General features: G+C 42.8%; 25 protein-coding genes and 1 riboswitch. Of the genes, 17 read left to right on the forward strand and 8 right to left on the reverse strand.

From position 1 onward, the window contains the following. Nucleotides 1–10 precede the first annotated feature (10 nt). Together AAFX28_RS14480 and dinG are read right to left on the reverse strand one after the other, a co-directional pair. Nucleotides 11–790, reverse strand: coding sequence for a sulfite exporter TauE/SafE family protein (locus tag AAFX28_RS14480; RefSeq protein WP_408688670.1), 780 nt, complete (start codon nucleotides 788–790; stop codon nucleotides 11–13). Between the two features lie 31 nt (nucleotides 791–821). Next, complete coding sequence (gene dinG, locus AAFX28_RS14485) at nucleotides 822–2,894, reverse strand: ATP-dependent DNA helicase DinG (RefSeq protein ID WP_408688672.1); 2,073 nt, start codon at nucleotides 2,892–2,894, stop codon at nucleotides 822–824. A gap of 516 nt (nucleotides 2,895–3,410) precedes the next feature. Here dinG and AAFX28_RS14490 point away from each other — a divergent pair. Together AAFX28_RS14490 and AAFX28_RS14495 are read left to right on the forward strand one after the other, a co-directional pair. Continuing rightward, entirely contained in the window at nucleotides 3,411–4,355 is a 945-nt protein-coding gene (locus AAFX28_RS14490; RefSeq protein WP_408688673.1) for a porin, read from the forward strand. 73 nt (nucleotides 4,356–4,428) lie between these two features. Next, nucleotides 4,429–5,076, forward strand: a complete 648-nt coding sequence (locus tag AAFX28_RS14495; RefSeq protein WP_408688674.1) for a DUF2057 family protein — start codon at nucleotides 4,429–4,431, stop codon at nucleotides 5,074–5,076. Nucleotides 5,077–5,146: 70 nt separating this feature from the next. Here the strand turns inward: AAFX28_RS14495 and bioA are convergent, their stop codons facing one another. After that, nucleotides 5,147–6,424 carry an adenosylmethionine--8-amino-7-oxononanoate transaminase gene (gene bioA, locus AAFX28_RS14500; protein ID WP_408688676.1) on the reverse strand — a complete coding sequence of 426 codons (1,278 nt, stop codon included), beginning with the start codon at nucleotides 6,422–6,424 and terminating at the stop codon, nucleotides 5,147–5,149. A 133-nt stretch (nucleotides 6,425–6,557) separates the two neighbouring features. Between bioA and bioB the strand changes: the two genes are divergently transcribed. The 4 genes from bioB to bioD are packed head-to-tail and all read left to right on the forward strand — an operon-like array spanning nucleotide 6,558 to nucleotide 10,227. Beyond that, on the forward strand, nucleotides 6,558–7,610 hold the full coding sequence (gene bioB / locus AAFX28_RS14505; RefSeq protein WP_408688677.1) for a biotin synthase BioB: 1,053 nt from the start codon (nucleotides 6,558–6,560) through the stop codon (nucleotides 7,608–7,610). Next, complete coding sequence (bioF, locus tag AAFX28_RS14510) at nucleotides 7,597–8,736, forward strand: 8-amino-7-oxononanoate synthase (protein WP_408688679.1); 1,140 nt, start codon at nucleotides 7,597–7,599, stop codon at nucleotides 8,734–8,736. The genes bioB and bioF overlap by 14 nt, the downstream gene beginning before the upstream one ends. A 4-nt stretch (nucleotides 8,737–8,740) precedes the next feature. Continuing rightward, a complete protein-coding gene (gene bioC, locus AAFX28_RS14515; RefSeq protein WP_408688680.1) occupies nucleotides 8,741–9,544 on the forward strand; it encodes a malonyl-ACP O-methyltransferase BioC in 804 nt (267 codons plus the stop codon). Then, nucleotides 9,541–10,227, forward strand: a complete 687-nt coding sequence (gene bioD / locus AAFX28_RS14520; RefSeq protein WP_408688681.1) for a dethiobiotin synthase — start codon at nucleotides 9,541–9,543, stop codon at nucleotides 10,225–10,227. Before bioC ends, bioD begins: the two co-directional genes overlap by 4 nt. A gap of 54 nt (nucleotides 10,228–10,281) precedes the next feature. On the opposite strand, the gene AAFX28_RS14525 is transcribed toward bioD, so the two are convergent. Then, the gene (locus AAFX28_RS14525; RefSeq protein WP_171759056.1) at nucleotides 10,282–10,449 is read right to left on the reverse strand and encodes a hypothetical protein; all 168 of its coding nucleotides are present in this window, start codon (nucleotides 10,447–10,449) and stop codon (nucleotides 10,282–10,284) included. Between the two features lie 305 nt (nucleotides 10,450–10,754). Between AAFX28_RS14525 and htpX the strand changes: the two genes are divergently transcribed. The 9 genes from htpX (at nucleotide 10,755) to AAFX28_RS14570 (ending at nucleotide 17,842) form a co-directional block, all read left to right on the forward strand. Next, nucleotides 10,755–11,618 (forward strand): protease HtpX, encoded by an 864-nt coding sequence (gene htpX / locus AAFX28_RS14530; protein ID WP_408688682.1) that lies wholly within the window; start codon nucleotides 10,755–10,757, stop codon nucleotides 11,616–11,618. 188 nt (nucleotides 11,619–11,806) lie between these two features. Continuing rightward, the gene (locus AAFX28_RS14535; RefSeq protein WP_408688683.1) at nucleotides 11,807–12,226 is read left to right on the forward strand and encodes a nuclear transport factor 2 family protein; all 420 of its coding nucleotides are present in this window, start codon (nucleotides 11,807–11,809) and stop codon (nucleotides 12,224–12,226) included. After that, complete coding sequence (locus AAFX28_RS14540; protein ID WP_408688685.1) at nucleotides 12,223–12,951, forward strand: SDR family oxidoreductase; 729 nt, start codon at nucleotides 12,223–12,225, stop codon at nucleotides 12,949–12,951. The genes AAFX28_RS14535 and AAFX28_RS14540 overlap by 4 nt, the downstream gene beginning before the upstream one ends. A 10-nt stretch (nucleotides 12,952–12,961) precedes the next feature. Then, on the forward strand, nucleotides 12,962–14,242 hold the full coding sequence (locus AAFX28_RS14545) for an NAD(P)/FAD-dependent oxidoreductase (RefSeq protein ID WP_408688687.1): 1,281 nt from the start codon (nucleotides 12,962–12,964) through the stop codon (nucleotides 14,240–14,242). 1 nt (nucleotide 14,243) lies between these two features. After that, the gene (locus tag AAFX28_RS14550) at nucleotides 14,244–15,011 is read left to right on the forward strand and encodes a DUF1365 domain-containing protein (protein ID WP_408688688.1); all 768 of its coding nucleotides are present in this window, start codon (nucleotides 14,244–14,246) and stop codon (nucleotides 15,009–15,011) included. Nucleotides 15,012–15,026: 15 nt separating this feature from the next. Further along, a complete protein-coding gene (locus AAFX28_RS14555; RefSeq protein ID WP_408688690.1) occupies nucleotides 15,027–16,274 on the forward strand; it encodes a class I SAM-dependent methyltransferase in 1,248 nt (415 codons plus the stop codon). 20 nt (nucleotides 16,275–16,294) lie between these two features. Next, nucleotides 16,295–16,813, forward strand: coding sequence for a DUF2878 domain-containing protein (locus AAFX28_RS14560; protein ID WP_408688691.1), 519 nt, complete (start codon nucleotides 16,295–16,297; stop codon nucleotides 16,811–16,813). Beyond that, nucleotides 16,770–17,312, forward strand: a complete 543-nt coding sequence (locus AAFX28_RS14565) for a chalcone isomerase family protein (RefSeq protein ID WP_408688693.1) — start codon at nucleotides 16,770–16,772, stop codon at nucleotides 17,310–17,312. The genes AAFX28_RS14560 and AAFX28_RS14565 overlap by 44 nt, the downstream gene beginning before the upstream one ends. Next, nucleotides 17,309–17,842: a DUF3833 domain-containing protein gene (locus AAFX28_RS14570; protein ID WP_408688695.1), complete on the forward strand. Its 534-nt coding sequence runs from the start codon at nucleotides 17,309–17,311 to the stop codon at nucleotides 17,840–17,842. The genes AAFX28_RS14565 and AAFX28_RS14570 overlap by 4 nt, the downstream gene beginning before the upstream one ends. A gap of 290 nt (nucleotides 17,843–18,132) precedes the next feature. Here the strand turns inward: AAFX28_RS14570 and purB are convergent, their stop codons facing one another. The 3 genes from purB to mnmA all read right to left on the reverse strand — a co-directional run bounded on the left by purB (nucleotide 18,133) and on the right by mnmA (nucleotide 21,448). Continuing rightward, nucleotides 18,133–19,503, reverse strand: a complete 1,371-nt coding sequence (gene purB, locus AAFX28_RS14575; RefSeq protein WP_408688697.1) for an adenylosuccinate lyase — start codon at nucleotides 19,501–19,503, stop codon at nucleotides 18,133–18,135. Nucleotides 19,504–19,671: 168 nt separating this feature from the next. Continuing rightward, on the reverse strand, nucleotides 19,672–20,292 hold the full coding sequence (hflD, locus tag AAFX28_RS14580) for a high frequency lysogenization protein HflD (RefSeq protein ID WP_408688699.1): 621 nt from the start codon (nucleotides 20,290–20,292) through the stop codon (nucleotides 19,672–19,674). Nucleotides 20,293–20,323: 31 nt separating this feature from the next. Continuing rightward, entirely contained in the window at nucleotides 20,324–21,448 is a 1,125-nt protein-coding gene (gene mnmA / locus AAFX28_RS14585; RefSeq protein WP_408688700.1) for a tRNA 2-thiouridine(34) synthase MnmA, read from the reverse strand. Nucleotides 21,449–21,621: 173 nt separating this feature from the next. Here mnmA and AAFX28_RS14590 point away from each other — a divergent pair, with 173 nt between their 5' ends. Further along, nucleotides 21,622–21,891 carry a hypothetical protein gene (locus AAFX28_RS14590; RefSeq protein WP_408688702.1) on the forward strand — a complete coding sequence of 90 codons (270 nt, stop codon included), beginning with the start codon at nucleotides 21,622–21,624 and terminating at the stop codon, nucleotides 21,889–21,891. Nucleotides 21,892–22,087: 196 nt separating this feature from the next. Beyond that, on the forward strand, nucleotides 22,088–23,392 hold the full coding sequence (locus AAFX28_RS14595; protein ID WP_408688704.1) for an inosine/guanosine kinase: 1,305 nt from the start codon (nucleotides 22,088–22,090) through the stop codon (nucleotides 23,390–23,392). A gap of 109 nt (nucleotides 23,393–23,501) precedes the next feature. Here AAFX28_RS14595 and AAFX28_RS14600 read toward each other — a convergent pair whose 3' ends face one another. Beyond that, complete coding sequence (locus AAFX28_RS14600; protein WP_408688706.1) at nucleotides 23,502–23,909, reverse strand: H-NS family nucleoid-associated regulatory protein; 408 nt, start codon at nucleotides 23,907–23,909, stop codon at nucleotides 23,502–23,504. Between the two features lie 563 nt (nucleotides 23,910–24,472). Then, a riboswitch (Lysine riboswitch) is annotated at nucleotides 24,473–24,654 on the forward strand. Nucleotide 24,655: the final 1 nt, after the last annotated feature.

The raw sequence follows: 24,655 nt of genomic DNA on the forward strand, positions 1-24,655 counted from the left end.
GACTGCGACCCTACAGGTTTACAAACCAAGCTTCGTAAGCAAGTTTGACGGCAAGGATACTTACCACCGTAACAAATACAGGTCGGATAAACTTAGCCCCAAATCTAATTGCGGAATGTGCACCAACAAAGGCACCAGCCATTAAACATACGCCCATTGTTAAACCAAGAACCCAATCAATATGGCCCAAAATCGCAAATGTCACCAAAGAGGTAAAGTTACTGGTGAAGTTCATCGCCTTTGCTAGACCTGACGCAAGCAAGATATTGAGTCGGTATAATGCCATTGAACTTACGGTCCAAAATGCTCCGGTTCCTGGGCCTGCTACACCATCATAAAAACCTAGGGTGAGCCCTTGAGCATATTGCTTTTTCATAAATGTAGGGCATGGTTGAGGTGTCTCGTTATTTACCTTGCTTGGCGTTTTATGCCAAATGGTATAGATAGCGGCGGCTAAAATGACTAGTGGAAGAATTTTCTCTAACCATTCGGTGCTGATAAGATCGACAAATAACGTTCCAAGTATTGCACCTGTCAATGTAGCGGCAAAGGCACGTCCCCAGCATTCAGGCTTGAAGAGCTTTTTACGGTAGTAAGTAAATGCCGCTGTCGATGATGCAAAGGTAGCAGCAAGTTTATTCGTACCTAATGCAATATGAGGAGGCAGCCCTAATGAAAGCAGGGTAGGGACGGTAAGCATTCCACCACCTCCGGCGACCGCGTCAATAAATCCAGCAAGAAAGGCGACAAGTGCCAACACCAACAGCATGGTTGGCTCTAAAAATTCCATATATTTATTCTTCTTGTATGTAGAGCGAAGATTATTCTATTACACGTTTAAATGGCGGCAGTGAGTCAAGCAGTGCACTGCCATAGCGCTTGGTCACTACACGGCGATCAAGGATGATGACTTTACCAGAATCTCTTTCTTTACGCAGCAAACGTCCCACTGACTGAATTAGCTTTTTGCTCGCTTCAGGTACTGCGATCTGCATAAATGGGTTACCACCACGATTTTCAATATACTCGGCGTGCGCTCTTTCTACCGGAGAGGTCGGAACGCCAAAAGGGATCTTGGTAATAATGAGGTTTTCAAGCAACTCTCCAGGTAAGTCAAGACCTTCAGAAAAGCTGCCGGTACCAAATAGAATGCTTGTTTTTTGGCATTGAACTAAGGTTTTATGTTTTTTTAGGATCTCAGAACGTGATTCTTGCCCTTGAACCTGCAAAGCCCAGCCTTTTTTAACGAAACTTGTTGATAACGCTTCGGCCACTTGATTCATTTGCCAGTAAGAAGAGAATAAAACCAAATTGGCCTTCTTGTCTTCAATTAGGTTAGGCAATATCTCGATAAGATATTCCGTAAACTGTGGAGCTTGAGGTTCATACATCATCTTTGGCACATGAAGTTCGGCTTGGTTTTGGTAGTCAAAAGGAGATGCGAGTGCTAAGAAGCGCACGCCATCGTCTGGCTTTTCGCTCACACCTGCTTGGCGACAAAAGAAACTGAATGAGTTTAGAGCCCTCATTGTTGCAGACGTCAGGACCGCACCAACACAGCGACTCCATAACTGCTGGTCCAATTGCCAACCTACTTCTAATGGAGAAACATTAACGATAAAGTCGCCTTCACGCTCGGAACTAACTTCAAGCCAGCGAGCCAGAGGAGCGCCTTTATCTCGTAAAGGCTCAGCCATCAAGTTCCAAACTTGGGCTAGGTTATCCATACGTTGGATGTAGAAACCAAGCTCAGCTAATGCTGGTTCTGCTAGACGATTGGCAAGCTCGCCTTCTTTTACCCGTTCAGCAATTAAGTCAGCAATTTTGGCAACTGCTTGAGCTCCTTTTTGAGAAAGTTTTTTGAGTTCTTTAGACTCCTCTTCTAACCAACTAGGGAGCTCACCATTTTCAAAGCGATAAATATTCTCTTCAAAATGAGCCGGATCGAACCTAGTTGCGAGTTGGCTCAATGAAGGAATGAGTTGCTGCACGGAGTCTTGCAGTTCATTGCGAAAACGAGATACCCGTTTTTCATCGGCCATATTGGAAAACTTTGTGACGGACTGATTCAATCGTTCTAACCAACTCGCTGCGCCTTTTAAGCTAGCGGCAGCCGATGAATGGTCGCGCGCTACATGAGGAAGGTGGTGCGCTTCATCAAAAACATAAATTGTATTTTCAGGCTCTGGAAGAATGACACCACCACCGAGATCGGCGTCAGCCATGACTAAGCTGTGGTTAGCGATGATGACATCGGTTTTATCGAGTTCAGAGCGAGCTTTCTGAAATGGGCAGTCGCGATGTGCTGGCATACTGTTGTTGCAACTGTGTTTATCACTAACGATAAGTTGCCAAATTTCATCTTTGATTGGTTTTGGCCAAGAATCTCGGTCACCATCCCACTTACCTTGTGCAAGCGACTTATACATGGTTTCAAGCAGCTCAAGGTCTTTCTTTTTGGGTTTACTTTCAAACATAGCCAGTTGCCCGCCGTCGACACCACTAGCTGTTGCCAGTTTTTCGGCGCAGCAATAACGCTGGCGTCCTTTGGCCAATATAAAAGAAAACTCGCGATCAGTTAGTCTTCTATATAGAGGCAGGTCTTTGTTCACTAACTGTTCTTGTAGTGCAACGGTCGCTGTCGAAATCACAACCTTTCTATTGTTAAGCACCGCAACAGGGATCACTGCCATTAAATAAGAGAGGGATTTACCAATTCCGGTTCCAGCTTCAGCAACAATCATACGCGTAGATTTGTGATATTCGCCGCAAAGAGTCTTGGCGATTTCCGCAACGAGATAGTTCTGAGCACGACGAGGTACAAAGTTTTCTAGCTGTGACTGCAGGTTTTGATAACTGTGGCGGATAGATTGCTGGATTTTACTGGTAATCATATTGTGACCTATGTTGCGGGAGCGGCATCATAGCACACTTTGCTAAACACTACTCAGTTCACGAAATAGAATCCTTAATCACCAAATGTGGATCTTGTTCACAAAAAAAAACTGAACCTTCAAATACTTACAATTAATTCTAAATGTAAAAAATATATCTCGCTAGATTGCAGTGTTTTGTAGTGAAATATTCCGTGTTGATGGTGTTTTAATGTTGATGGTGGTGATAAATTCCAAAAGGCAGTTTTAGGAGAAACTTAACTTACTACTCAAAAATGTTATGAAGTTGCTCGTAATTTATTCTGATATTTATGTAACTTGTTGTTTTATATGTATTTTATGTTTTTTTAGCAAAGTTTTTTAGAATATTTGACAGTCCGAATAATCTTTTGCAATCTAGACCTCGAAATTTAGTGGCGATGATATCCAACCCAAAAGAGGTAGGAGTCATCATCAAAAAACATAAAGGGAACCGGGCAAGGATTTCCCATTCTATAGAAAAGGCAGTGGATTATTATGAAAAAGACTCTAGTAGCTCTTTCAGTTCTAGCAGCATCAGCTTCAGCAACAGCTGGTTTTGAAATTTACAACCAAGACGGCGTTACTGTTCAAATGGGCGGCGACATCGAGGTTGTATACGTAAAGGATACAGCTAAAAACTCTGACTTCGCACAAGACATTCAAGATGCTGACCTAGATTTTGATGTACGTTACGCAGTTTCTGACAGCACTCAAGTAGGTGCATTCTGGCAGTTCACAGATGTTGGTACATCTGAAGGTGATGCTTACGTTGCAGTTTACAACGACTCTCTAGGCTCTCTAAAAGTTGGTCGTCTATGTACAGCTCTTGATGACGCTGGCATTGGTTCAGACTACCAGTTCGGTCTAACTACTTTCTTCGAAGATTCTGAAGTTTACTGTCAAGACGAAATCGCTCGTTACGACTACGACAATGGTTCTTTCTACGGTACTCTTGCAATTGCTCAAGATTACAACAACGACATCGCTCTTAAAAACAGCGATACATATGTTGATGGTGCTATCGGTTACCGTGTAGCTGACTTTGACTTCACTGGTTTTTACGGTAACGGTACAATTATCGAATCTGGTGTAGAAGCTGATGAGACGCTATGGTCTGTTCAAGCTCGTTACAACGGTGTAGAAAATCTAGGCCTAGCAATTGCTTACTACGATTTCACTAAAGATATCACAAATGTATCTAAAGATTTCGAAGCTAACACAATCGCTCTTGCTGCAACTTACACTCTAGACAAAGTTACTTTCGCAGCAGGTTACGCTATGTCAGACGACAACGTTGATGCTACTAAAGACCAAGACGATTGGTACGTGAACGCAGGTTACGGTATCGCTCCAAACACAACTCTTTACGCAGAAGTTGGTGGTACTAACGAAGACAACACTGACACTGGTTACGCAGTTGGTGTTAAAGCATTCTTCTAATCTTAGTTGAATTAGCTATCATAGAAGCCACCCACTAGGGTGGCTTTTTTAATTACAAGAACAGGGAAATACTATGAAACGACACCTCTCCTTATTACCGTTGTTAATAGCTTCAACAGCGATGGCGGGGACTCTTGAGCCAAAAGAAGGTATAGAGCTCCTATTTATTGATGGAGTTAAAGTTGAGGAGAAGCGAGATGTAGCGAACATACCTGCTGGTCCGGTACAGCTTGTCGTAAAGTACAATAAAAAACTAAACGACAGCGGTAATGATAGACTATTTGACTCCCCACCATATGTTATTAGTCTCGATGCTCCCGACTCGGAACTGTCGTTCATTGCACCTAAACTTTATAGCTACGGGCAGGCGAATTCACATTTCAAGTCTGAACCTGAGTGGAAAATTGTAACTGAAGATGGTCAAGTCGTTAACTACTCTCAAGAGGTCTTGGATCGTGGGGATGGTGTCTTTCCTTATTATGATATGCCTAAACTTGTTCGTGAACACAATGCTAAGCGTGGTTTAGTTGTAGGTTCAGGTGCAGCATTGGCAGCGACAGCGCAAGATGCGAATGCGACGGTTGTTGAAGTTGCTGAGTCTGGTGAGAAAAAAGTGGTTCAACTTGAAACAAGCAACCTTGACCAGCTAAAAGCATGGTACCTAAAATCTTCTAAAGAAGAACGTAAAGAATTCCGCCGTTGGATGATTGACCAAGAGTAATCATCTAAAGGTAAAAAATAGAAAGGCTTCCTAAATTGGAAGCCTTTTTTGATTTTGGAGAGTGAAAAAGTTATTGAAAACAGTCTGGGCTTATTAGTGCGGTTTCAATCGCATTGACTAGCTTTTCAATATGCTCTGGCTCGCTAATAAATGGCGGCATCATATAAATAAGCTTACCAAACGGACGAATCCAAACGCCTTGTTCAACAAAATGCGCTTGAATCGCTTCCATATTGACAGGGACCTTTGTTTCAACCACGCCAATCGCACCTAGCCAACGGACATCGGCGACTAGATCATATTGCTTAAGTTTTGGTAGCAGCTCTGCAAATAACTTTTCTATCTGGCGGGTTTGGTTTTGCCAGTTATTCTCCTCCAACAACTCCATACTTGCAGTTGCTACAGCACATGCGAGTGGATTACCCATAAAGGTTGGTCCATGCATAAAACAACCAGCATCACCACCGCAAACTGTGTGTGCGACTTCACTAGAGGCTAAGGTTGCCGACAATGTCATGTAACCACTGGTGAGCGCTTTACCAACACACAAAATATCGGGTTGAATACTACTATGCTCACAAGCAAACATTTTACCTGTACGGCCAAAGCCTGTGGCAATTTCATCAAGGATCAATAGCACCCCATATTGATCGCAGAGATCTCTTACACCTTTCAAGAAGTTTGGATGATAAATACGCATACCACCGGCACCTTGAATGATCGGTTCTAAGATCACAGCTGCAACTTCTTGATGGTGCTTAGCCAGTTTTGCTTTGAAATCATCAAGGTCAGTTTCATCCCACTCTTGCCAGTAACCCGTCTTTGGCGACTGAGCGAAGATGTGCTCAGGAAGAAAGCCCTTATATAAAGAGTGCATCGAGTTATCTGGGTCGGTGACTGACATTGCGGCAAAGGTATCACCATGGTAGCCGTCCTTAAGAGTTAGAAACTTGGGCCTCGATTCACCTTTCGCATGCCAGTATTGCAAGGCCATTTTTAAGCTTACCTCAACGGCAACAGAGCCTGAGTCAGCTAAAAAGACGTGTTGTAAATTACTTGGTGCAAACGAGAGTAACTTTTTACACAAGTTAATTGCGGGTTCGTGAGTGATACCACCAAACATCACATGAGAAACCTTATCGATTTGACTGTGGGCTGCTTGGTTAAGGTGTGGGTGATTGTATCCATGAATTGCTGACCACCATGAGGACATCCCATCGATAAGTTGTTTGCCATCTTCTAATTCAAGCATTACTCCCTTTGCAGAGCTTACGGGATAGCAGGTCAGAGGTGTTAACGTCGATGTGTAAGGATGCCATATATGGCGGCGATCGAAAGTGAGATCCATGTTCAATTCCCGATATAGAGGTGATTGAAAAATCATCAGTTGTAAACTTTTGATTTTGCGTTGTGTTGACAGTTTACATTGTGTCAGTAGACTAGCCAAGTAATCAAACTAACTATAAATCAAAGGAAAGCACGTGGAAGTACGTCACAACTGGACTGTTGCCGAAGTTCGAGAGCTTATGGAGAAACCATTTATGGATCTTCTGTTCGAAGCGCAAATGGTTCATCGTCAATACCAGCAACATAACCATGTACAAGTGAGTACGTTACTCTCCATCAAAACCGGGGCTTGTCCGGAGGATTGTAAATATTGTCCTCAAAGTGCTCGCTATACCACAGATATTGAGAAAGAACGTTTAATGGAAGTTGAGCGTGTACTTGATGCTGCGCAAAAAGCGAAGAATGCGGGCTCAACACGTTTTTGTATGGGAGCTGCTTGGAAAAACCCGAAAGAACGCGATATGCCCCACCTGACCGAAATGATCAAAGGTGTTAAAGGCATGGGCTTGGAAACATGTATGACACTAGGCATGTTGACGCCAGAGCAGGCTAACTCATTGGCTGATGCAGGTTTGGATTACTACAACCACAACCTAGATACCTCGCCAGAATTCTATGGCAGCATTATTACTACGCGTACTTACCAAGATCGACTAGATACTTTATCTCACGTTCGCGATGCAGGTATGAAGATTTGTTCTGGCGGTATCATAGGTATGGGTGAAAGTACGAACGATCGCGCAGGACTATTTGTTGAATTGGCTAACTTACCTACTCATCCTGAGAGTGTGCCAATTAATATGCTGGTAAAAGTGAAAGGTACGCCACTTGAAGAGGTGGATGATGTTGAACCGTTCGATTTTATTCGTCTGATTGCATTGGCTCGTATCATGATGCCAATGTCTGCTGTGCGTCTATCTGCTGGTCGTGAAGACATGAATGAACAGATGCAGGCATTGTGCTTTATGGCAGGTGCAAACTCAGTATTCTACGGTTGTAAGCTACTAACCACACCAAACCCATCTGAAGATAAAGATATGCAGCTATTTAACAAGTTGGGTATCAACCGCCAAGAAGTTTCCCAAAAACCTGATGAGATAGAAGAGAACGATCTGCTCGATCGCGTTGTGGAGCGTGTAGCAGCAAGGCCGACAAAAGACGACTTGTTCTACGATGCCACTGTTTAGCTCTCGTATCCGACAAGCCCTTGCTGAAAGAAATCAGAAGGGCTTGAATCGCTCAGTTTGCTTGGTGGATGGTGGTAACACATCGAAATTAACCAATGATGGCCTCGAGTACCTAAACTTTTCCAGCAATGATTACCTTGGGTTAGCTGCTGATAAAGAGCTAACCAAAGTTTGGCAGGCAGGGTTAGACATGTATGGGAATGGTAGCGGTGCTTCACCTTTAGTGACGGGCTTTTGCTCTGCACACCAAAGACTTGAAGAAACTTTGTGTAACTGGCTGGGGTTTGAACGCGCTGTTTTATTTAGCTCGGGCTTTTCTGCTAATCAAGCGCTACTTTTCTCTTTGCTGCAAAAAGGTGACTTATTGCTTCAAGATAAGCTCAACCACGCATCGTTGATGGAAGCAGGTATGTTGTCACCAGCGACGATGAAGCGCTTTAGGCATAACGACGTGAAACACTTGACGAGTTTATTATCTGACAGTGCTTTGGTTGTCACAGAAGGGGTATTCAGTATGGATGGTGATCTAGCACCTCTTGCGGATATCTACTCAAAGGTTAGTGGAAAAGCTTGGTTAGCCGTTGATGACGCGCACGGTATCGGTGTGTTAGGGAGCAACGGACAAGGGAGTTGTGCAGCTGCTGGAATCCAGCCAGAACTTCTCGTAGTGACATTTGGCAAAGCGTTTGGCTTATCTGGCGCTGCGATTATGTGCAGTAGTGAAGTTGGTGATTACTTAACTCAGTTTGCACGTCACCATGTTTATTCAACGTCAATCCCTCCAGCACAAGCCGTGGCATTAACTTATGCAGCGGAGATGATTCAAACTCAGCAATGGCGCAGAGATAAGCTCTCTGAGCTAAATGAACATTATCATGACGCCTTGTCTGATATTGAGGGTTATCAGCACACTCACACTTCAATTAAGCCTTTCGTTATTGGTCGTTCCGAAGATGCGGTGGGTGTTGCGGAGCAACTAAAGAATGCAGGTATATGGGTTACCGCTATTCGACCTCCGACGGTACCAAATGGTAGTGCTCGGCTTCGGATTACCTTAACAGCTAGGCATGAATTACATCATATAGACCGATTGGCAACCGAAATAAAACGAGCTGTAGAGAAGTGAAGAAATGGAACAGGCAGTATTAATTGATTCACCTAATTTAGTCAACAAAACAGCAATCGCGGAAGCATTTGGTCGTGCTGCAAAAAGTTATGACCAACATGCAGCGTTTCAACGTGATGTTGGTGAGCGTTTACTCGAAAAAATGCCCAATGACCTTACCGGTAAAACGGTATTAGATATTGGTTGTGGTACTGGTTATTTTTCTCTTGAACTACTTAAGCGAGGAGCACACGTCATCTGTTTTGATTTGTCCGAGCAGATGCTTGAAGCAGCCAAAGCTCGTTGTGGAGATTTAGCTACGACTTACCAACAAGGCGATGCGGAGCAACTTCCTTTTGGCAATAGTAGCGTTGACTACGTTTTTTCTAGCCTAGCCCTTCAATGGTGTTTGGATTTATCGGTTCCACTGAGAGAAATCAAACGAGTGGTTAAGCCTCACGGTCAAGCCTATTTATCTACGCTTCTAGACGGTTCATTATGCGAACTAAAGCAAGCATGGGCCAAAATTGATTCATATCAACACGTCAATGAGTTTATTTCAAACAATCAGGTAAAAATTGCGTTAGCGCAATCTGAATGCCATGAGCATCAACTAGACTTAGCGGCCATTACGGTTTGGTATGACACTGCTTTTGCTCTGATGCGTGATTTAAAAGGCATTGGAGCAACACATGTAGACGGTAGAGCAAATGGACTCACCAGTCGAAAATCACTGTGTTTAGTTGAGAAAGAATATCAAACCTACCGAAATCATCAGGGTCTTCTACCTGCAACATATCAGGTCTGTTTAGGGGTTATTAATCTATGATTGATGCATTTTTTATTGCGGGTACGGATACCGATGTTGGAAAAACAGTTGCTTCTAAAGCGATTTTAAACGCACTTGCGGAAAAAGGATTAAACACAATTGGCTACAAGCCGGTTGCTGCGGGCAGTGACAAGACTGCCGAGGGTTTTAGAAACTCAGACGCATTGTACTTACAAAAAGCTGCGACCGTTGACGTTGCGTATGACGATGTAAACCCGTACGCATTGGAACTGCCTGCCTCTCCACATATTGCGGCAATACGTGAAAATATTGAGATTGAGTACTCGGTACTGAGTGATAAATTGGCTCAGCATAAACAAAACTCAGATATCGTATTAGTTGAAGGAGCGGGTGGTTGGCGAGTGCCGGTATCTAGCTCGGATTGCTTATCAACGTGGGTACAGCAAGAGAAATTGCCTGTAGTACTTGTTGTAGGGATCAAGCTGGGTTGTCTAAGCCACGCTATGTTAACTCTCGATGCTATCAAAGCGGATGGACTAGAAGTCGTAGGTTGGGTTGCTAACCGAATCAACCCAGGCACTGAACATTATGCAGAGATCATTGAAATGCTTGAGCAGAAAATTGATGCACCGAAGATAGGGGAAATTCCTTACGTTCCTTCGGTGAAGCGTCAGGGTCTGGCAAAGTATATTGATGTCTCACCATTACTCAGTCGAGACTAGTTAAAAAGCAAAACGGCTGCCAGTGGGCAGCCGTTTTTAATTACAGTGTGCGTATTATTTGTCTTGATTCAGACCCATTAATGCAGACTGAGTCTCAATGATTCGCTTCTGCGTTTTATCTTCAGCAGAAATACCTAGCTGCTTTTTTGCTTCTTCTTCGGAAAGCCCTAGGTGACAGCACAACAGATCAATAGCCATTTGATAGTCGTTAGTTTCAACCATGATTCGATTCCTTTGTTCCATGGATTTTTTCATCTTCCCCAAATCTACCACGTCTATCTTCCACAGCAATACTACCAAAGTCTAACACCCGATATTTTACAACTGTTATTTATGCTGGAGACATTACGTGGTGAATGCTTGGCGCGTTAGTGATAAAAAATAAAAATATAGAAATCAAATGTTTCAATTTGCTGCTTAACCTTGTAAATAAAAGGAATAGACTATATCTATTAGGTTAAGAACAAGCTGGAGCTAGATTTATCTCCAGTAATAATAAAATGCTTCCGTTTTTTTGGAGAAAAGTAATGAAGCGAGTAATGTTATTCCTTGCAACTAACTTAGCTGTTGTCTTGGTATTAAGTGTTGTCCTGAACATTGTTTATGCAGTGACAGGCATGCAACCAGGTAGCCTGTCAGGCTTGCTCGTTATGGCTGCTGTATTTGGTTTTGGTGGTTCTTTCATCTCTTTGATGATGTCAAAGGGCATGGCCTTGCGTTCTGTTGGTGGTATGGTAATTGAAAGCCCTCGCAACGAGACGGAGCACTGGCTATTAGAAACAGTCCGTCGTCAATCTGAGCAAGTCGGTATTGGTATGCCAACCGTAGCGATTTACGACTCTGCGGATATCAACGCATTCGCAACAGGTGCCAAACGAAACGACTCTCTGGTTGCGGTATCTACCGGTCTACTTCACAACATGACCCGTGATGAGGCTGAAGCGGTACTTGCCCATGAAGTTAGCCATATTGCAAATGGTGACATGGTAACCATGACGTTAATGCAAGGTGTCGTGAACACATTTGTTATCTTCCTATCACGCTTTATTGCCAACATTGTGTCGTCGAATAGTGACGAGGAAGAAGGCGGCAGTAACATGATGGTTTACTTTGGTGTCAGCATCGTCCTTGAGCTAGTGTTTGGTTTCTTAGCAAGCTTCATCACAATGTGGTACAGCCGCCATCGTGAATTCCATGCTGATTCTGGCGCTGCACAATTAGTTGGTAAGCATAAGATGATTGCTGCACTTGAACGCCTAAAAATGAGTCAAGAGTCTCAGCTAGAGGGTTCTATGATGGCATTTGGTATCAACGGTAAACAGTCTCTTACTGAGTTACTTATGAGCCACCCACCATTGGATAAGCGTATTTCGGCACTGCGCAACTCGTAATTAGAATTTAGCTAGTTTATTGAAAAGGCTTGGTTTATTACCAAGCCTTTTTTTGATCTATTCTCATGAGCCTCTCGTACAACCCATCAAAAGTTGTACAAAAAAATATTTGTACAACTTTATGTATTCATCTAAGGTTATATTAATTGTACAGAATTATTTTATGTACAACTATGAGAGGGAAGCGAATGGATGTACAAAAAGTAGGGGCCGTATATCAACAACTCAACAAGTCTAGTTTGCACTTGTTGTCTGATATATATCATCAAGAAGTTGTTTTTGAGGACGCTGCTCATCGCTTAGAAGGCTGGGATGCACTAAGAAGCTACTTTGAGTCCCTTTACGCTAATGTAAAACGCTGCGAATTCACTATCCAAGACCATCAGCAAACAGGTGATAGTGGCTTTTTAACATGGCAGATGGCCCTAGAGCATCCCAAATTGTCTAAAGGCTCTGTCATCTACGTTAATGGTGTGAGTCATTTAAAGTTTTCTCAAGGCCGAGTTATTTATCACCGTGATTACTTCGACTTGGGTGAAATGCTGTATGAAAACTTGCCGCTTCTGGGCTCGGTAATCAAGACGATTAAGCAGAGGTTAGGGCAATGAGTGGCGTATTGATAACAGGGGCAACTTCAGGGATCGGTCTACAACTTGCCAGTGACTACGCATCTTCTGGAGAGCGCGTTCTTGCTTGTGGGCGAAATCACGCGGTACTCGACCAGCTCTGCTCCCAGTATCCTAACATTACACCTCTAATGTTTGACCTAACGGATTTTGAGCAAACACGTGACATCTTCAATTCACTCCCCTTCATTCCCGAACTGTGGATTTTTAATGCGGGTGATTGTGAATATATGGATGAAGGAGTTGTCGATGCCAGCCTAATGAAGCGTGTGTTTGATATTAATGTCATTGGTTTAACGAACGTTATCGAGGCGAGTCAGCAATATTATAAGGCAGGGCACCATATCGGCATTGTTGGCTCCATTGCTAGTGAAGTCGCGCTTCCTAGGGCAGAGGCGTATGGAGCATCAAAAGCGGCCGTGAGCTACCTCGCTCGCACTCTTCAAGTGGATCTCAAACCCAAAAATATTCATGTTTCTGTGATTTATCCTGGTTTCGTAAAAACGCCATTGACCGACAAAAATACCTTCGAAATGCCAATGTTGATTTCAACGGAGCGAGCGTCAGAAGAAATCCGCCAAGGTCTGGCACGAAAGAAATCTCACATTTACTTTCCGAGAAAGTTCACATCTTTACTAAGAGTGATTGGGTTGCTCCCGTATCGTTGGCAAAACGCCATCACATCAAAACTGTTAGCTCAAGGTTAGAGGCGACATTATGAAAATAGCAATTATTGGAACGGGTATATCTGGACTGACATGTGGATATTACCTTCATCGTCAACATGACATTACCTTGTATGAAGCTAACGACTATATTGGGGGCCATACTGCGACGGTTGATGTTGAGGTTGATGGACGAGATTATGCTGTAGATACAGGCTTCATTGTCTACAACGACAGAACGTACCCTAACTTTATGGCGCTATTAGACGAAATTGGTGTTGAAGGTACGCCTAGCCAAATGAGTTTTAGTGTTCGTAATGATAGCAACGGATTGGAATACAACGGCCATACACTGTCAACGCTCTTTGCTCAAAGAAGAAACTGGTTCAACCCTAAGTTTTACTCATTCATCTTGGAAATTTTGCGTTTCAATCGAATGGTGAAAGAGGTGGCGACTGAAGGTGACAAAGGCTTGATGACGCTAGGAGATTTCTTATCTAAGCATCAGTTCAGCGATTACTTTAGTGAGAACTACATATTGCCGATGGGGGCAGCAATTTGGTCCTCAACTCTAGCAGATATGAGAGCTTTTCCACTTCAATTTTTCGCGCGATTCTTTCTAAATCATGGTTTGCTTGATATTACAAATCGCCCGCAATGGTATGTAATAAAAGGAGGCTCCCGTGAGTATATTGTTCCTTTGACTGAAGGTTTCTCCGATAAGATAAAGTTAAACAGTCCGGTTGAGTCAGTTCATCGCGATGCGGCAGGTGCAACCATTCATGTTAACGGTGAAGTAGAACGATTTGACCATGTGATTTTTGCTTGTCACAGTGATCAAGCAAAAGAGTTGTTGAGTGACATTGGCTCTATAGAAAGCGATGTGCTCGCAGGACTTTGCTATCAAGCGAATGAAGTGATTCTTCACACTGACGAGCAGCTACTCCCAAAACGAAAGGCGGCTTGGGCATCATGGAACTATTGGCTAGATGGTTCTTCGTCAGAGCAATCAAGAGCTCCAACACTTACCTACAATATGAACATTCTGCAGCATATTGACTCACCACATACCTTCTGTGTGTCATTGAATAGCAGTGACCAAATTAACTCAGATAAGATTTTAAAACGTTTTGTCTACCACCATCCGGTATTTAACCTTGAGACCATAAACTCGCAGGCAAGACGCAGCGAAATAAACGGTGTAACAAACACGTGGTTCTGTGGAGCCTATTGGTACAACGGTTTTCATGAAGATGGGGTAAGGAGTGCGTTGGATGTAGTGCGGGAGATTGATCGCTTAGATCATGCTAACCGTCAGCAAGGGGCCGCTTAATATGAATAGTTCTCTGCTTGTTGGCACGGTTCGACATCGACGTTTTACACCCATAGAGCATAGCTTGAACTATCCGCTTTTTATGCCTTGTATTGATTTAGATGAAATCGAGCATCTAGAAAAAAAGGTATGGGGATTTGGTAGTAAGTGGTGGCATTGGGCTCGCTTTAAACGTGAAGACTACCTTGGACAGGGTGATCTTAAACGAGCCATTCTCGATAAACTATTCGAGTTAACCGGGCAGAGGATCGACGGGCGTGTGGAAGCTGTTGTGCATTTAAGATACTTGGGTGTCTATTTTAGCCCAGTCAACTTTTATTATATTTATGACGAAGAAAACCAATGGCGTTACCTTCTTGCTGAAGTGAGCAATACCCCTTGGAACGAACGCCATTACTATGCTTTGGATGCTAATGATGAAGCAACGTGGAGCCACGCTAAGGAATTTCATGTATCACCGTTTAACCCGATAGATCAACGATACCAGTGGAAAATTAGACCTCTGATTCGTCAACTGTCTATCCATTTAGAGTGTCATAAAGAGACGAAAGTGTTTGATGCTACGTTGAAAATGCGTAAACACCCATTGTGCTCAAAAATATTGCTGAGACATCTGATCTCGACGCCATTGATGGCAGTAAAAGTGACTACAGGTATCTACTGGCATGCTCTAAAGCTATTGATAAAGGGTGCACCGTTTTACTCGCACCCTAAGTACAAAAGCCATGACGACAACAAGCCTTTGACACGCGCTGATGTAGAAAAATAACAAGGATTTGAAACAATGATGAACTCTCAAACATTACCTTTACCCGTGCCACTGACGACTGTACAAAAAAGTGCCAGAAATATCGTTTTCGCCTGTTTGTATAAGCTTCAAATTGGATCATTGGCCGTAGTCGAAACCTTTCATCAAGGATCATCTCACCAAGTGCGCGAAACCTTTGGCAAGCCTAGTGATGATAAACCGAATGCGCTAATCGAGGTGAAGAACCCAGCGTTTTACTCACGTCTTTTGAAGGGCGGTAGTATTGCAGCAGGTGAAGCTTACATGGACGGCTGGTGGGACAGTCCTGATCTCACCCAGCTCATGGAATTGATGGCGCTTAACTTATCAGCACTTGATTCGATAGAAAGTCGTTCAAGTATGCTGTCCAAATTGATGTACCAGGTGAGCCATTGGCTGAATAGGAATACAGTGGAAAATTCCGCAAAAAATATCGAAGCTCACTACGACCTCAGCAATGATTTGTACAAAACGTTTTTAGATGAACGCATGCTCTATTCATCTGCTCTGTTTGAGTCTGCAACTGACACGTTAGAACAAGCTCAAGTCAACAAAATGGAGCGCCTTTGCCAACAGCTTCAACTCAAAGAAAGTGATCATGTTATTGAGATTGGTACGGGTTGGGGGGCGATGGCAATCTATATGGCAGAGACTTATGGCTGTCATGTAACGACTACCACTATATCTGAACAGCAACATCAATACGCTGAGCAGCAAATTAAGGCTAAAGGTCTCACAGGTAAGATAAACCTCCTCAAACGAGACTATCGATTGTTAGAGGGAGAGTATGACAAGCTAGTGTCTATTGAGATGATCGAAGCCGTGGGCAAACAGTTTCTCACCTCATACATTCAAAAATGCCAATCGTTGCTTAAGCCCGGTGGTTTGATGGCAATTCAAGCTATAACAATTGCCGACCAACGTTATGATTACTACAGTAACAACGTTGATTTTATTCAAAAATACATTTTCCCAGGTGGCTTCCTACCGTCAATCACTGCGTTAACTCAAGCGACGACTCAACATAGTGACCTCATACTTAGAGATCTCTTTGATATCGGTGAGGACTACGCCACAACGCTGCGTCATTGGTACCTGAGATTCAATAGTAAGCTAGAAGAAGTTAACGAACTAGGATTCGATGAACGCTTCATTAGAATGTGGAACTATTACTTTTGTTATTGCGAAGGCGGATTTAAAGCCAAATCTATTAGTACAGTGCACATGACTTTTCAGCGTTCATAGCGACTCGATTGGGGATGGCTATGAAGCGACTTATTATTATATCGACTTGGTTTCAAGTGATTTGGTTTATGGCCGTAATAGGAGCAGAAAGTCTTCAATACGTTACTCTTTCGCTTGTTTTCTTCACCTTAGTAATCTCAAGTGTGAAAGGAGATATCGCATGGAAAAAAGTCGTTGTCATCGCAGCCTTGGGCACGATGCTCGACTATTTCCACATGGCGGTAGGGTGGTTTGAGTTTGCAAATGACTCATTCCCCCTTTGGTTAATAGCGCTTTGGTTTATCTTTTCTTGGTACGCCTCTTTTCTTAGCTCTCTACTGAACCAATACCCGATTGTTATCGTATCTCTAGTAGGAGGCGTTGCTGGGTCATTGAGCTACATCGCTGGAGAAAAATTTGGTGGAGTGACATTTTCTCTACCGTTGCATTACAGTGCGCTTATGCTGGCTCTTGAATGGACATGCATCATCGCCCTAATTTTAAGAGGGTATAGATATGAAAACGCTAATAATAGTCGGGCTTCTAACTCTAGCCAGTAGTGTCTCGGCGTCAGGTATTAATCACGACGAAAGCACCGACTGGAATAAGTGGAATGAAGTGGGTAGAGCTCAATTATCCATGTTCTTCTTTGATATATATAATTCTCAGTTACTAACTCCTAGTGGACAGTACAAGGTAGATAAAGACATCACACCACATCCTTTAGCTTTGTCTATCACCTATCAGCGCGACATATCGCAACAGCAGTTGTTAGACGCAACAGTAGAGCAGTGGGAGAAACTGGGTTTCAGCTACTTCCAAGCCAGAACGTGGGCTGTAGAGCTTGAAACCATATTTCCCGATATTGAAGAAGGGCACAACATCACCTATGTAACTGATGGTCAACAAGGCCAATTCTTTCACTCTGTTGAAGCATCTCAGCAATTGATTGGGGCGATTACCGATGAAACGCTTAATGATGCTTTCCTAGCTATTTGGCTGTCGCCAGACACTGAGTACCCAAAGCTTAGACAAGGTTTAATAGGGAACAATCGATGATCAAATCCTTTTTTATAGCGCTGTTCGCAATCGTCCTTTCATTAGCGTTAATTGGTTGTAGTAGTGATTTAGATGACTACGAAACATCTGGACCTGACTTTGATTTATTCGAGTATTTTCAAGGCTCAACTGTAGCTTGGGGAATGGTGCAGGACTATACCGACAAACAGACCAGACGGTTTGAAGTTAAGATTGAAGGCAGTGTTGAAGGTAACACCTTGACGCTTGTTGAAGACTTTGTTTTTGACGACGGAGAAATATCACAGCGGATTTGGGTCATTGAACGTTTAGAAGATGGCAGTTATGTGGGCCAGGCTGACGATATTATCGGTCAAGCTACCGGAAGAGAAGTCGGTAACGCCCTTCAATGGCAATATGACTTTGAGCTCCAGCTAGACGATTCATCAGTGGTTGTCGCGTTTGATGACTGGTTATATCGCCAAGATGATGAACATGTTTTTAATCTGACAAAGATAAAAAAGTTCGGTGTTGAGGTTGGACAAATAACTCTATTCTTTCAGAAAACATGAAGGACAGAAGCTGTAAATACGTCATTCCTTAAATCAACGAAGTTGTGAGTACGGAATCTCTTTTAGTTTTCGGACAGCTTTGGGAGTTCCCCAACTCTCTCGTTTCTCGCTCTCGGGGATGACAATAAGAATGCGGGCTAATGCTGTATACATTGTCATTCCATAGACTGACGAAGGAAGGAGTAGGGAATCTAATTAAGTTATCGACTTACCATCAAATATGAAACACAAAAAACAAAAGGGTTGATGCTTACACACCAACCCTTTTAAATTTTCGTACTTTAAAGCAATTACAGCTTATCAGTCAGCTCGATAGCTTGGCCGATGTAGTTCGCTGGAGTCATCTCTTTAAGACGTGCTTTCTCGTGCTCTGGAAGCTCAAGGCCATCGATGAAGTTACGCATTGCTTCACCATCTACACGCTTACCACGAGTTAGCTCTTTTAGCTTCTCGTATGGTTTTTCGATACCGTAACGACGCATAACCGTCTGTACAGGTTCTGCTAGAACTTCCCAGTTTTGGTCTAGTTCAGCAAGTAGCGCTTCACGGTTAACTTCTAGCTTGCTGATACCTTTCAGCGTAGAAGTGTATGCAATGATTGCGTAGCCAACACCAACACCTAGGTTACGTAGAACTGTTGAGTCAGTTAGGTCACGCTGCCAGCGAGAGATAGGAAGTTTCTGTGCTAGGTGGCCAAATACTGCGTTCGCAAGACCTAGGTTACCTTCAGAGTTTTCAAAGTCGATTGGGTTAACTTTGTGAGGCATTGTTGATGAACCGATCTCACCAGCAATTGTCTTCTGTTTGAAGTGACCTAGTGCGATGTAACCCCAAACGTCACGATCGAAGTCGATTAGGATAGTGTTGAAACGTGCAACTGCATCGAATAGCTCAGCGATGTAATCGTGCGGTTCAATCTGAGTCGTGTAAGGGTTCCAAGTTACGCCTAAAGATTCAGTAATGAACTCTTCAGAGAACTTGTGCCAGTCTAGTTCAGGGTAAGCAGACAGGTGAGCGTTGTAGTTACCTACAGCGCCGTTGATTTTACCTAGAATCTCAACGTTAGCGATTTGCTTGTATTGACGCTCCATACGGTACGCAACGTTCGCCATTTCTTTACCCATTGTTGATGGAGAAGCTGGCTGACCGTGTGTACGAGAAAGAAGAGGAATGTCGCGGTATTCGACAGCAAGTGCTTTAATCGCGTCAATGATGTTTTTGATTTCAGGAAGAATAACTTCATCGCGAGCTTCTTTTAGCATTAGAGCATGAGAAGTGTTGTTGATGTCTTCTGAAGTACAAGCGAAGTGAATAAACTCGTTAACTGCATCTAGCTCTGGTACACCGGCAACTTTTTCTTTAAGGAAGTATTCAACAGCCTTAACGTCGTGGTTTGTTGTACGCTCGATTTCTTTAATGCGTGCCGCGTCTTCTTCTGAGAAATTTGCTGCTAGCTCATCTAGGAACTTGTTTGCTTCTGCGCTGAATGCAGGAACTTCTGTGATTGCATCTGTAGCTGCAAGCTTCTGTAACCAACGAATTTCAACGATAGAGCGGTACTTTAGTAGGCCAAACTCACTAAAGATGCTGCGAAGTGCAATAGTTTTACTTCCGTAACGACCGTCTACTGGTGAAACAGCAGTCAATGCTGACAGTTCCATGATGTTCTCCTGAAAATTGAGTTTCGAAATTTTGAGAGCTTTATACCAGTATCTGACGCGTTTGTCACGAATATTGCGCAAACGTTTGCGTGAGTGTTGTTCTGGTATAAGGAAAGTTGTACCTGAGTACAAAAAATAAGCTCGCGTCTATGCGCGAGCTTATAGTGATTATGACATTCTAGCGAGTAGAATCTGGGCCTGTTCGACCATCTTCTTACGGCCGAAAATCAAGTGGCGGCGTTTACCACCTACTTGACGCCATAAAACAGCACTTCGAATACCAGAAAGCAGTAGAGCACGCACTTTATGTTGATTTGAAGTTTGCTGAAGCACTGCTGGAGTACCCGTCACTTGAATACGTGGCCCAACTGGACTAATCACATCAAGATAAACGCTAGCAAGGTTACTTAGCATCTGTTCATCAAGCAGTTCAAAATGATCCAATTGGCGTTCAAGCATTTGAATACGATCACCAAGCTGAGACATCGCGTCGTTGCGAGTCTGAAGTTTACGCTCTAGAGCCATTAAGCTAATGATGTAACGAGTAATCTCACTACCAGTCGGAGTGCTATCAATGCCTTTGACTAAGCATTCTAGGCCTAACTTCAAATCAATTTCACGACCATAAACACCTACTGTATTGCTAGGGCTGGTGTTTAAGATCGCTTTTAAAGAAGTTTCAAACGCGTCAGAGTCACAGTGACCGTTTTTAGCGACTTGTTGTACCAGAGCAACGGCCTGGCAGATTCCAGCAAATGCGATAGTGCGGTCGTAAAGTGTGTTAGCCACGTAATTCTACTCCTAAATGGTTACGATTAATTTAAATACGCTCTTCGATGATACCGCCGCCTAGGCAGACTTCATCTTTATAGAAGACAGCAGATTGCCCTGGCGTAACAGCAACTTGCGGTTCGTCAAAGATAACTTTGATGTTTTCATCATCGATAGGGATGATAGTACATGGGATATCTGTTTGGCGGTAGCGAGTTTTTACAGTGCATTGTAACGGTTCTTTAATCGCTTCACGATCTACCCAGTGTAGTTGAGAGGCGATTAAACCTTGAGATTTCAGCATTGGGTGATCTTTACCCTGAACGGCAATTAGGACGTTGCGTTTAAGGTCTTTGTCACCAACAAACCACGGATCTTCGTTACCGCCGCCGCCTTTTTGACCACCAATATGTAGGCCTTTACGCTGACCAAGAGTGTGGTACATCAAACCATTGTGCTTGCCGATCACTTTGCCTTCTGGTGTTTCAATGTCACCTGGCTGTGCAGGCAAGTATCGACCTAAGAAATCAGTAAACTTGCGCTCGCCGATAAAACAGATACCCGTTGAATCTTTTTTCTTCGCAGTGATGAGATCTTGTTCTTCAGCGATACGGCGAACTTCAGGCTTCTCTAGTTCACCAACAGGGAACAGGCTGCGTGCCACTTGCTCACTGCTTAATGTGTATAAGAAGTAACTTTGGTCTTTGTTGCCGTCTAAGCCGCGGAGCATTTTTGCTTTTTCACCTTCAGCTGTAGGGAAAGTTCGGCGTACGTAGTGACCCATAGCAATATAGTCTGCGTCTAGTACTTCATCCGCAAATTCTAAGAAAGCTTTAAATTTGATTTCTTTATTGCAAAGAATATCAGGGTTTGGTGTACGACCCGCTTTATACTCAGCAAGGAAGTATTCAAATACGTTGTCCCAGTATTCCGCAGCAAAGTTAATTGTATGTAGGTGAATGCCTAGCTTGTCACACACTGCTTGTGCGTCGGCCAGATCTTCTGCTGCTGTACAGTACTCTTCATTGTCATCTTCTTCCCAGTTCTTCATGAACAGGCCTTCTACTTGGTAGCCTTGTTGCTTGAGAAGGTAAGCAGAAACCGATGAATCAACACCGCCGGACATGCCAACGATGACTTTCTTTTGACTGTTATCAGTACAGTTGTCAGACATTACTAAACACCACTTAATTTAACTGGACGCAGATTTTATCAGAAAGCGTGCCAGTGGGACAGATCCGAGACTGAAATCACACTTCCAATTTTCACTATATCTGCGGTTTTACGAGTATAGAATGGCTATATATGGCATAGTAAGCGGAATTCAAGTCAATACGAGAAAATAATATGACTGATGAAAATCAGATGATGGGTGAAGAGCAGCTAGTTGAAGTAATTGAAAACCAATTGGCTGATGGAAGCCCTATCAAAACAAAAGAAACGTTGATGCGCCTGATGATGACAGGAACACCTCGTGATGAGGCGGTAGCAATGATGGCATGCGCAGTAGCGATCGAAATATTTGATGTGATGAAGAATGGTAACGAGTTTGACCTAAAACGTTATTCTGAAAATTTAGATTCACTACCTGATCTAAGTTTTATGGAAGGCGAGTAACTTTTATGGTGGATTAATGCAGAGTGTTAATCCGCTTTTTTATTCCTCTTATTTATTACACCTAAAGTTGTTCACAAAATTATTACTCTTGCAAACGTTTGCTATAATTCCACGTGTTGCCGCGCTAATCAGTGCGAGGTAGAATCCGGCTTCTTTTCATCCCTTATTCCGAACTCTTTACTGCAGAAGCATAGCTATGAAATTTCCTGGTCAACGTAAATCTAAGCATTACTTTCCTGTTCATGCCCGTGATCCGCTTGTAAGCCAATCACAAGAAAGCAAAAAAATGTCGCGCACGCATATCATCGGTATTGACCAAACTTTGGTTGATATTGAAGCTAAGGTGAGCAGTGAACTGATCGACAAATACAATCTGAGTAAGGGACATTCTTTAGTTATTGATGATGCGACTGCAGAAGCGTTATACAACGAACTAAAAGAACGTGAGTTGATCACTAATGAATACGCTGGTGGTACGATTGGTAATACGCTTCATAACTACTCAGTATTAGCCGATGACCGTTCTACGTTATTGGGTGTAATGAGCCAAGATATTAAGATCGGCAGCTACGGTTACCGTTATTTATGTAATACGTCGAGCCGTATGGATTTAAACCACCTTCAAGGTGTTGAAGGTGCTATTGGTCGTTGTTTCGCGCTTATTACTGAGGACGGCGAACGTACGTTTGCTATCAGTGAAGGTCAAATGAACCAACTGAAGCCTGAGAGCATCCCAGAGAAAATCTTCAAAAATGCATCAGCGCTTGTTTTGACGGCGTATTTGGTTCGTTGCAAAGAAGGTGACCCAATGCCTGAAGCAACAATGAAGGCTATTGAGTATGCTAAGAAGCATGACGTACCGGTTGTATTGACTCTAGGAACTAAGTTCGTGATTCAAGATGATCCTAAATTCTGGCAAGACTTCTTACGTGACCATGTTTCTGTTGTTGCAATGAATGAAGACGAAGCAGAAGCGCTAACAGGCGAGTCAGAACCACTTGCAGCGTCAGATAAAGCACTAGAATGGGTTGATCTTGTACTATGTACTGCCGGCCCAGTGGGTTTATTTATGGCAGGTTATACAGAAGACTCGGCGAAGCGTGAAACGTCACTACCATTGTTGCCAGGTAGCATTGCTGAGTTCAACCGTTATGAATTTAGTCGCCCAGCATCGAAAGAATTGTGTGACAACCCTATTAAGGTTTATTCACATATTGCTCCATATATGGGTGGACCAGAGAAAATTAAGAATACTAATGGTGCGGGCGATGCAGCGTTATCTGCGTTACTACACGATATGGCAGCGAATAAATACCATAGAGAGAATGTACCGAATTCCAGTAAGCATGCTCACTCTTACTTAACATATTCATCTTTTTCTCAAGTTTGTAAATATTCAAACCGAGCAAGTTATGAGGTGTTGGTTCAACACTCGCCACGTTTATCCCGTGGTTTACCAGAGCGTGAAGATAGCTTAGAAGAAGCGTACTGGGAACGTTAATTTTCAGTTTGAATTAATATTAGCCTCACATTTGTGGGGCTTAATAGTATTTTAGACAATAAAAAAAGCGCCTATTTGGCGCTTTTTACTTTAATACGAATAAGTGTAATTAGATTAGGAAGTCTTCTAGAGACTTACCTGCGTCCAATTGCTCTTGGATTGCAGAAGGTGTACGACCTTGGCCTGTCCAAGTTTTTTCTTCGCCAGTTGCATCTACATATTTGTATTTAGCTGGGCGTGGAGCACGCTTTGACTTTGTCTTAGTTTTTGTTTCGCCAGACAAAGCAGAAATTAGTGCTTCAACATCGATACCATCTTTCGAGATCTGCTCAGCGATTGCAGCAAGTTTCGCTTCTTGCTCTGCAGCTGCCGCACGCTCTTCTTCTTCAGCTTCTTGACGCTCACTAACTACAATAGTGAGTTTCTCTAGTGCTTCTTCTAGTTGTTCAAGTGTTAGTTCACGTGAGAATGCACGCAGACTACGAATGTTTAATAGTGTCTTTGTTAGTTCCGACATTTATTCATCTCTTCATATAAAAGTTGTCGATATATGAATCATAAACTGAGGAATTAAATAATACAATCGGGAAAAGGGAAATTAATAAACTAATTTGCCAATTATTTTAATTAATCACTACTGATAATTAATATTGGTAATAGAAAGTAAAAGTGGAGCTTAGGTGTCACGCTTAATCTTTTGCTTTAGTTTCATATAAAACGTGATCGATATTTATTGGACGAGTTGAACATATATAGGCAGCAATATGTTTAGTATTGTAATTGATAGAGCAATGAAAGGGTTTCTAGACTCGAATGAAGCGGGGGAGACTGCTTTTGCATAAATTGATATGGGACGTTATTCATTACCTAGATTTGTCTCACCCTTCTATGAAGAAGTAGTTAGAAAGAGTATTCAAATGCTCTGGAAACTTAAGCACAGACATCTAGCGATATTTTTAACAATAAAAATGGAATGATATGTTGAAATGGAGCTTGAGATAAGTACAATGGGCGGAACCTAATGCGTAGTGTTGGTTAAATTGTTGTTAAAATGATTTTTCAATAGTTTAAAATTCCATCACTCGCGGTAGAGGCGCGGAATAAATAAGTAATGTTTACTGGGGTGATGCCAATGAGTAAACAGGAAAGGTTATTTCGCCGAAGTGAATGTTCATATCAAAGGCATTCGCTGGGGTTACACTCGAAAGGGGTAACACTGCCATAGTCTATAATTTGTAAAACTATGGAGCGCTACTGTAGGGC

The sequence above is a fragment of the Vibrio sp. TBV020 genome, assembly GCF_046056895.1.
Taxonomy (GTDB): domain Bacteria; phylum Pseudomonadota; class Gammaproteobacteria; order Enterobacterales; family Vibrionaceae; genus Vibrio.